The organism is Brumicola blandensis (assembly GCF_031846165.1).
In the GTDB taxonomy this organism is placed as follows: Bacteria; Pseudomonadota; Gammaproteobacteria; order Enterobacterales; family Alteromonadaceae; genus Glaciecola; species Glaciecola blandensis.
This window is the reverse complement of record NZ_JAVRIE010000011.1, coordinates 1-8,688: the sequence shown is the minus strand read 5'-3', so window position 1 is coordinate 8,688 and position 8,688 is coordinate 1. Positions and strand designations below refer to the sequence as shown.

Annotated in this window: 7 protein-coding genes; 3 read left to right on the top strand and 4 right to left on the bottom strand. The window is 44.0% G+C overall.

What is annotated here, in order from left to right:
• Positions 1 to 174: 174 nt before the first annotated feature.
• The 3 genes from RM544_RS17500 to RM544_RS17490 all read right to left on the bottom strand — a co-directional run bounded on the left by RM544_RS17500 (position 175) and on the right by RM544_RS17490 (position 4,319).
• Positions 175 to 2,469, bottom strand: coding sequence for a YgiQ family radical SAM protein (locus RM544_RS17500; RefSeq protein ID WP_311363120.1), 2,295 nt, complete (start codon positions 2,467 to 2,469; stop codon positions 175 to 177).
• A gap of 185 nt (positions 2,470 to 2,654) precedes the next feature.
• Positions 2,655 to 3,374, bottom strand: coding sequence for a sulfotransferase-like domain-containing protein (locus tag RM544_RS17495; protein ID WP_311363119.1), 720 nt, complete (start codon positions 3,372 to 3,374; stop codon positions 2,655 to 2,657).
• Positions 3,375 to 3,386: 12 nt separating this feature from the next.
• Complete coding sequence (locus RM544_RS17490; protein WP_311363118.1) at positions 3,387 to 4,319, bottom strand: aminotransferase class IV; 933 nt, start codon at positions 4,317 to 4,319, stop codon at positions 3,387 to 3,389.
• A gap of 117 nt (positions 4,320 to 4,436) precedes the next feature.
• On the opposite strand from RM544_RS17490, the gene RM544_RS17485 reads away from it, so the two are divergent.
• The 3 genes from RM544_RS17485 (at position 4,437) to RM544_RS17475 (ending at position 7,881) form a co-directional block, all read left to right on the top strand.
• Positions 4,437 to 4,973, top strand: coding sequence for a hypothetical protein (locus RM544_RS17485; protein ID WP_311363117.1), 537 nt, complete (start codon positions 4,437 to 4,439; stop codon positions 4,971 to 4,973).
• A gap of 62 nt (positions 4,974 to 5,035) precedes the next feature.
• Positions 5,036 to 6,985 carry an MFS transporter gene (locus RM544_RS17480; protein ID WP_311363116.1) on the top strand — a complete coding sequence of 650 codons (1,950 nt, stop codon included), beginning with the start codon at positions 5,036 to 5,038 and terminating at the stop codon, positions 6,983 to 6,985.
• A gap of 65 nt (positions 6,986 to 7,050) precedes the next feature.
• Complete coding sequence (locus tag RM544_RS17475; RefSeq protein WP_311363115.1) at positions 7,051 to 7,881, top strand: hypothetical protein; 831 nt, start codon at positions 7,051 to 7,053, stop codon at positions 7,879 to 7,881.
• Between the two features lie 76 nt (positions 7,882 to 7,957).
• Here the strand turns inward: RM544_RS17475 and RM544_RS17470 are convergent.
• Positions 7,958 to 8,688, bottom strand: a 731-nt coding sequence (locus tag RM544_RS17470) for a porin family protein (protein ID WP_311363114.1), incomplete at its 5' end; no start/stop codon positions are given.

Genomic DNA, 8,688 nt, shown 5'->3' with positions numbered 1-8,688 from the left:
TAATTTTTTCGCGGTTTGTTCAGGCAATTGATAATGTAAACCTTCAAACGGCATGGATGCCGTTTGGGAGCGGGCAGGATGCCGTAAAGCGTGTTTACATTATCAATTGCCTGCTCAAACCTGAAAGGGAAAATTAACTCTGACCCCTTTTTATTTTAACTCTGACCCCTTTTTTTATTTACCGCGGCGGTGCTTCGGTTTGCCTTTGGTTTTTGGCTTGGCTTTTGACGCTTCTTCTGCCGCCTTGTTATGAGGCTGGTTGTCACTAAACCTTGTTAGGCCCTGCTGATGCTTTGGTGTTTTACCTTTCGCAACAGCTTTGTTCACAGAGCGTTTAGCATAAGCGCGTTGCTCACTGCCTTTGAGTTCATTGCGGCTTTCAAAAGGTACTAGGCACTTGGCGCCATTACCTATTAAGTATCCTTTGCCCATTTCCGTTAACGCTCGGCGGATAAGTGGCCAGTTAGCAGGGTCGTGATATCGCAATAGCGCTCTATGCAGACGGCGACGAATATCTCCCTTAGGTACTTCAACCTCTTCACTTTTATGATTCACTTTGTGTATCGGGTTTTTATTGGTGTGATACATCGTTGTCGCGTTAGCCATTGGCGAAGGATAAAAGTTTTGTACTTGATCCAACTTAAAGTTTCTTTCTTTCAACCATAAGGCCAAGTTCAGCATATCTTCGTCGCTTGTCCCAGGGTGTGCCGAAATGAAGTAAGGAATGAGAAACTGTTCTTTACCTGCTTCCTTGGTGTACTTATCGAACATTTCTTTGAAGCGGTCATAAGTGCCCATACCCGGCTTCATCATTTTATCTAATGGGCCTTTTTCAGTATGTTCAGGGGCTATTTTTAAATATCCGCCAACGTGATGAGTAACCAGTTCTTTAACGTAGTTCGGATCTTCGATGGCTAGGTCATAGCGAACGCCAGAGGCAATGAGTACTTTCTTCACGCCCTCGACTTCGCGTGCCTTGCGATACAGGTTAACGGTGGGTGTTTGGTCGGTATCTAGGTGGCCACAAATATCTGGCCATACACAAGATAATCGACGACATGTCTGCTCTGCTTTTGCACTCTTGCATCGCAGTTTATACATATTTGCGGTTGGGCCGCCCAAATCAGATATGACACCTGTGAAACCTGGGACCTTGTCACGAATTTCTTCAATTTCACGAATAATAGATTCTTCAGAACGACTTTGAATAACACGCCCTTCATGCTCAGTAATGGAGCAGAAAGTACAACCGCCAAAACAGCCTCGCATGATGTTGACCGAGGTCTTGATCATATCGTAAGCCGGTATTTTGGCCTTACCATAACTAGGGTGCGGTACCCGTGCATAAGGCAAGTCGAAGATAGCATCCATTTCCTCAGTTTCTAAAGGAAATGCAGGCGGGTTTATCCAAACCAATCTGTCGCCGTGACGCTGCGCCAATGCTCTAGCGCAACCAGGGTTGGTCTCTTGATGCAGTATTCGAGAGGTGTGAGCGTAATGTGTTTTTTCAGCACGCACAACATCATAGGGCGGTAAGAGAACGTAGGTTTTCTCCCATGGTTTCACGCGTTTTGTTTTTGATGTGAAGGGCTGAACTACGATTGGTTTTGCTTTTTCAGCATCAATTGCTGCTTGCTTGTCTTCTTCCGATTGAATCGCACACTTGTCTTCAATTATTTCATAAGGACTAACAATGGGGTCTATTTTGCCGATCGTATCAACGTGTGTTGAGTTAACGCCTTGCCAGCCTGGCAGGGGTTCTTTTCTGATAACAGCGGTACCGCGAATGTCCTGCATTTGGTCGATAGTTTCGCCTGCAGCAAACCTGTGTGCCATTTCTAATAGGGGGCGCTCAGCGTTACCAAACATCAACATGTCTGCTTTCGAGTCAAACAAGACAGAACGCCTTACTTTATCTGACCAATAATCATAGTGTGCGATGCGACGCAAACTCGCTTCTATCCCACCAATAACGACAGGTTTTTTGTAAGCTTCTTTACAGCGTTGGGTGTACACAGTTACCGCGCGGTCTGGGCGCTTGCCACCTACATTACCTGCTGTGTAAGCATCATCATGGCGAAGTTTACGGTCCGCAGTGTAGCGATTGATCATTGAATCCATGTTACCGGCTGTCACACCGAAGAAAAGATTGGGTTCACCCAATTGCATGAAATCGTCTTTTGAATGCCAGTTTGGTTGAGAAATAATACCGACTCTAAAACCTTGTGCTTCTAAGGTGCGCCCAATAACCGCCATACCAAAGCTAGGATGGTCAATGTAAGCATCGCCAGTCACAATAATGATATCGCAACTATCCCAACCGAGTTGGTCCATTTCTTTGCGAGACATGGGTAGGAATGGTGCGGGGTCGAAGCATTCAGCCCAATATTTGGGGAACGAAAACAGACCTCGTTCAGCCTTCATCCTTGGCGTGTGTTTTTTTCGGGAAGCTGGCTGGATAGAAGGCATTCATTTCTCTTTCGTTGGTGTTACATTACAGTCATTGGTAGCGTGCAGCCAAATTGATAGCTGCGCTAATCAGGCATTCGAAAATGCTAGCGAGTGACCATTATAATTGAAGGAGGATGGTATGACAGCAAAAAGATTCCCACCCCCGAAGCGTTTTAACGCTGCGGTGTCTGAAAAAGCTTACACTAACTAATCTTCGTTTTTAAATATTCATAATAGGGCATCACTTCGTCGACCACTTTTTGCTGTGACTTATTGAGTGTAAATGACGCTTCTTTTGGTTTTGCAAAACCAGTGGATGCTTCAACACTATGATACCAGTGACTTGCCCAAACACCGTCACTTTCACGCTTGCCTTTGCGCCAAGAAAGCATCTTATCTGAGAAAGGGATATCGAGACTGTCACACAGATGAGGAAGAGCGGTTTCTGGACTGGCTAGAATAGACGCTGAATCGATGACAGGTATTGGTCGCTCACTAAACTGACTGAAGTAGTCGTAGAGTTCTACTTGTCGGCGGATACCAATGTCGTCTGCTGTGCAGTCGCCCCTACTATTTGTGTACGAATTGACAACATAAGCGGGGTCTCTGATTAAAACGCAGTGACGCAGATTTTTTGCCCAAGCTAAGTCACACTCATTGAGCATATGCTGCGTCATGTGTTTTTGATATTGAACAGGCGTATCACACTTACCTTCACTCATCTCGTTCGCTACTTCATTATAAAATCGCGATTGCGAGCTGAGCACCTCCTCAAACATGGGGTGGGGGCTTTGAGTTTGTTGAAGATAATATGCATAAAACGGTTCATCGACGACGCTACAATCCTCCCTGTTTTCCCAACTTCGCATCATTGCTGTGGATATATTTCTTGGACCAGACCACATTGCTATTCGAATTGTCATGCTTTGGTTCTCCTAGCAAAGTTGTGTACGTTGATTTGCCGCGTGATCTGCTTCGATCATTTGTACATACAAGGCTTCTAATTTTTTGGTTAAATGGTTTGTACGTTTGCCAATCGCACGGCCATCTACTTCAGATACGGGTGTTAAGCCTGCAAAAGTACCGGTAATAAATGCTTCGTCTGCGGCATAAACATCAGCAAGTGTAAAATTGCGCTCGTAAACCGGAATGCCATGTTGTTTGCACACATTAATGACATTGCGTCGAGTGATACCATCTAAACAAAAATCACCAGAAGACGTCCATACTTCGCCGTCCCGCACAATAAAAAAGTGAGTGGAGTTACAAGTGGCGACAAAGCCATGAGGATCTAACATCAGGGCTTCGTCTACTTGTGCCTTAGCTGCTTGAATACAGGCAAATATACAGTTCAATTTGGAATGCGTGTTCAATTTTGGGTCTTGCACATCTGGGTAACCTCTGCGCACATGTGAGGTGAACAAGCGCACCCCTTCACCATCAGCTAAACCAAGTGCTTTCTTGTGCTCTGCAATAATTACAATAGTCGCAGGAGAAATAGTCACTCGAGGGTCTTGATAGGGCGTCGCTTTAATACCACGGGTCACCATCAGACGGATATGCACACCATCATGCATGTCGTTTGCCTTGCATGTATCGTAAATTCGTTTCACGAGATCTGTTTGACTGATGCCAATATCCATATCTAGGGCTTTTGCACCATCATAGAGTCGTCGCATATGTTGCTGAATAAATGCAAGGTGGCCTTGATGCAGTCGAATTCCCTCCCACACACCATCGCCAAGGATAAAGCCACTATCAAATACTGATACTTTGGCTTCACTGCGAGGGAAGAGCTCACCGTTAATGTTAATCAAAATAGTCTCGTTGCGAGGATCGTCTTGATATTGGTGTGTGCCTTTTGCCATTATTTATTTCCATGATATTTTTTATCTACGTTATGCAAATTGGCCGAGAAAATAAACATCTTTATTTTCAAATACTGCGTAACAGACTTACGTTATTTATAAAAAAGAGGGAAGTGAGTGAAAACCTTAAGACAAGTTCTAAGCATTGCAGTATTAGCTTTGGCGATCAGTGCCTGTGCTAATTATAATTATCCGAGCCAAGTGCAATTGGGGGAAACACTCCCAGAGGCCAAAGGTCAGAGTCTTGAAGGTGAGATTGTGATCATACCTAAGGACTTCGCTGGCGAAATGACCTTACTTTTATTTGGCTACAAACAAGATTCTCAATTCGATATTGACCGCTGGTTGATTGGCCTAGATATGACCGAAACGCCGGTTAATGTTTACGAAATTCCTACAATCCAGGGTATGGCACCAAGAATGTTCAGCGGCTTTATCGACGAAGGCATGCGTAAAGGGATCCCGAAAGAATTATGGAAAGGTGTAATAACTGTTTACGAAGATGGTGACCAAATTCAACGTTATACTGGCAATCAAAACCCGAATAATGCCAGAGTGATGTTGCTGGATGCAGAGGGAAAGATTTTGTATTTCTACGACCGTGGTTTTTCTGTTGATGCCTTAAAGGCAGTCAGAAATTTAGTGAAAAGTTAGGTCGTATTTATCTTGCTTAATGTGTAATCTAGGCTCTTCGCAGAAATATAGTACGGAATGCTATGCAAAACAAAGAACCTATTCACGGCGCTGACGCTACGAAAACAGCTCATCCATCAAGTGTCAGCGACCAAAGCGGCTTACTCAGCAGCAAACGTTTTTTACCTTTATTCGTTACGCAATTCTTTTCCGCACTGAATGACAACGTATATAAACAAGCGGTTTTACTTCTATTAATATTCCAAGCTGCGAGCGTCGCCGACGGTGCACTTTACTCTAACTTGGCCGCTGGTTTGTTTATTCTTCCTTTCTTCTTGTTTTCGGGGATGGCTGGCCAACTGGCAGAGAAAAATGAGAAATCGCGCCTGATCCGAATCATCAAGTTTTGTGAAATCCCGATTATGGTAATTGGTGCTATATCTATTCTAACTCAGCTCATATGGCTTATGTTGGCAACAGTATTCTTAATGGGGCTGCAGAGCACCTTTTTTGGCCCATTAAAATACTCGATTCTGCCTCAACATGTCGCTCGCGATGAGCTCACCAAAGCAAATGGATTAGTCGAATCTGGCACATTCGTCGCCATATTATTAGGCACGATTTTTGGCACTTACTACATCACCCAAGAAGCGGGGCCGATGTATATCAGCATCGCAATCTTAGCGCTGGCCACTGTCGGTTTTATTAGTAGCCGATTTATTCCGCTTAGCCCAGCGAACGATCCAGAGCTAAATTTTACGTTTAATATTTTTTCTTCAACCAAAGACGTGTTTAAAACGCTGAACGCCCAGACTGAATCGGTAGGAAAGTCAGTTGTCGGCATCTCTTGGTTTTGGCTGATTGGGGCCATTATACTCACAGCCTTGCCTAACTATGTAAAGCACGAGATGGGCGGGGATGAACTCGTCGTGACAGCTGCCCTAGTGGTGTTTTCGCTGAGTATAGCGATAGGTTCTTTGCTGTGTGAAAAGCTGTCTCGTTCTCGAATCGAATTAGGTATTGTGCCGTTTGGCGCCATTTTGATTACCGTTTTTCTATTCCTACTGAGTCAAGAGCCTAACATTAGCGCTTATCGTGATGTCCCTGAAAGTCTCCTCACTGTGTCTGAGGTGTTTGCAAGCGGCGATATGATTTATCATCTTATTTGGATGGGGGCTATCGGTATTGCTGCAGGGTTCTACACGGTACCTTTATATGCATTGATTCAGCAGCGCACAGAGGAAAACAGTCGTTCGCGGGTCATTGCCGCAAACAATGTGCTCAATGCTTTGTTTATGGTCGGTAGTGCCATCATCAGCATCGTGACTCTATCTGTCTTAGAATGGAGCATTCCACAGCTATTGCTGCTACTTGCCGGTTTGAACCTTCTCATTTCTGTCTATATTTATACTAAAGTCCCTGAGTTTTTCCTTCGTTTCGTTATTTACATGCTTGCTATTTGTATGTATCGAGTTCGCACCAAAGGTGAAAAGAATATTCCGGATGAAGGTCCCGCTGTCATCATTGGGAATCATGTGAGCTTCGTGGATTGGATGTTTATTCTAGCAGCCTCCCCACGGCCTATTCGTTTTGTTGTATTTGCCCCAATCTACTATTCAAAGTCCTTGCATTGGTTGTTCAAGATGGCGAAAGCAATTCCAATTGATAGTGAAAAGGCTAATCCTGTCGCATTTCAACGCGCATTCGATGACGTTGCTCATGCGCTGGAACGTGGCGAGCTGGTGGGCATATTCCCTGAAGGTAAATTAACGGGTGATGGCAGTATTGATACTTTTAGACGGGGAATAGAAAGAATTATTTCGCGAAGTCCTGTGCCGGTTGTTCCTTTGCACCTAGGTGGTTTATGGGGCAGCATGTTTTCACGCAAAACCAAGTGGCGTCTGCCTCGATTGCGTTGGTCGTTAGTGTCAGTAAGTATCGGTGAAGCCGTGGCACCTAAGGATGTGGAGGCTGATGCATTAAGAGCCAAAGTCATCGCCTTAAAAGAAGAGCATTCGCCAGATATAGATTAGCTTTTGTTTGTTTTTTGTACAATACTAAGCCTTATGTGCCAAAACCCACACAAGGATGTAGGAAAATGCAAAACACAGTATTCCACTATAGAACCCTCAGAACACTGATTGGTCTCGCTGCTTTCGCGATCATCATTTTATGTGTCATTCTTTACCATGTGAACGCCTCTGCCGAGGTTGAGACGGCTGCTTATCCCACGAGCTTAAGTTTAACTTATCACTTAGGCTCAAGAGATGTGTTTGTGGGTATCCTATTTATTGTTGGTTCATTTTTATTGGCTTACAAAGGGCACACGTCTTCAGAGAGGAAAGTGGCTTCGTTGGCAGCTATATTCGCCGTATCAGTCGCTCTTTTCCCCACAAGTATGGACAAACTTTGGGTGGTTGAGAACGGTTTTGTTATCGATCAGCGTGTATGTGAAGCGCCTTACTCATTAGAAGAGCTAAGGGCGCTGGCGCCAGACGATGATAGAAAGTATTGCAATGCAAGTCTGGTGAGCGCTGCCCCGACCATTCATATGGTGGCTGCGGTTCTGTTGATTCTCAGTCTTATTTATTTTTGCCGAGTGTTTTACCTGAGAGCTGGGCGAAAGTTAAAGCTCGCGGGGCTTAGCACTAAAGATAAAAGCACCTTGAAAAGCCGAATTTTAATCTATAAAGCGTGCTTAGTTGCCATGGTCGTGTCTATTCCCTTGTTTATTGGAATTGCTTATTTTGTCCCAACTTTCGATACAGCGGTGTTTTGGATAGAAGTGGTTTGTTTATCGGCATTTGGCGTTTCTTGGCTCGTTGCCGGAAAACAACTCATCTTGAAGCTGCCAAACAAAGACGATGAGGGCGATGAAGAAGATCGCTTGAGTTACGCAGTAGACAAATTAACTCAAGAGGCGAAATAATAAATGAAAAGGGACTGTGAATTAGTATTCACAGTCCCTTCAATTTAAGACTATCAGCTATTTGGTATCAAACAGCTTAGAAAGAATAGCGAACTGATACTGAAAGCTGTTCACCATCATCGTTTGTTGATACACCAGCGCCCAGTGCTAGTTGCTCATTTAAGTAATAGTGGCCACTTAAACTAAGCGTGTTGTCGCTAAAATCACCAAAACGTTCGTGAGCAAGAGATGCATCCACTTCAATTTCATCAGATAAACGAGCGCGAGTACCTACCTTATACACTGTACCATCGTCATCAGCTTCGAAGTCGTTCACTTCCACATTGATTGATCTGCGACCGATTGAACCATAGATATCAGTGGTTCTTGTAATACCGTAGCGATAACCAATGTTGATATCGAAGTTTGTGATATCAAAATCACTACCGTCTACATCATCAGTCAGAAACCTATATTTTCCGTCGATGAAAATGTTGTCTGTGAGCAAGTATGAACCCTTTAAACCAAAGCCAAATGGTGCAAGCTCGTCTGTATCATCAATATCGAACTTTTCAAGTGAACCCTCTACAAAGTTCCAGTCTGGAGATTCAGCCGCCAGCACTGCAGGTGAAGAGATAGTCGCAGTAATTAGAAGAAGTGACGCTAATGTAGTTTTCATATATTTCCTTATTGGATAAAAGTGTGATGCAAGGTTGCAATGCATCATGTTGTTTTCGATAAGGATAATAGGGCGAGATGCCTGAACGATAACTGAATTAAAAATGAATTTTACCTGAATAGTAAAACTTAGATCCCCACCTTCGTGGG

Excerpts from the sequence above, each read along its gene's own strand:
- RM544_RS17500 (WP_311363120.1), bottom strand. The coding sequence starts at position 2,469 with ATGCCTTCTATCCAGCCAGCTTCCCGAAAAAAACACACGCCAAGGATG.
- RM544_RS17495 (WP_311363119.1), bottom strand. The coding sequence starts at position 3,374 with ATGACAATTCGAATAGCAATGTGGTCTGGTCCAAGAAATATATCCACA.
- RM544_RS17490 (WP_311363118.1), bottom strand. The coding sequence starts at position 4,319 with ATGGCAAAAGGCACACACCAATATCAAGACGATCCTCGCAACGAGACT.
- RM544_RS17480 (WP_311363116.1), top strand. The coding sequence starts at position 5,036 with ATGCAAAACAAAGAACCTATTCACGGCGCTGACGCTACGAAAACAGCT.
- RM544_RS17475 (WP_311363115.1), top strand. The coding sequence starts at position 7,051 with ATGCAAAACACAGTATTCCACTATAGAACCCTCAGAACACTGATTGGT.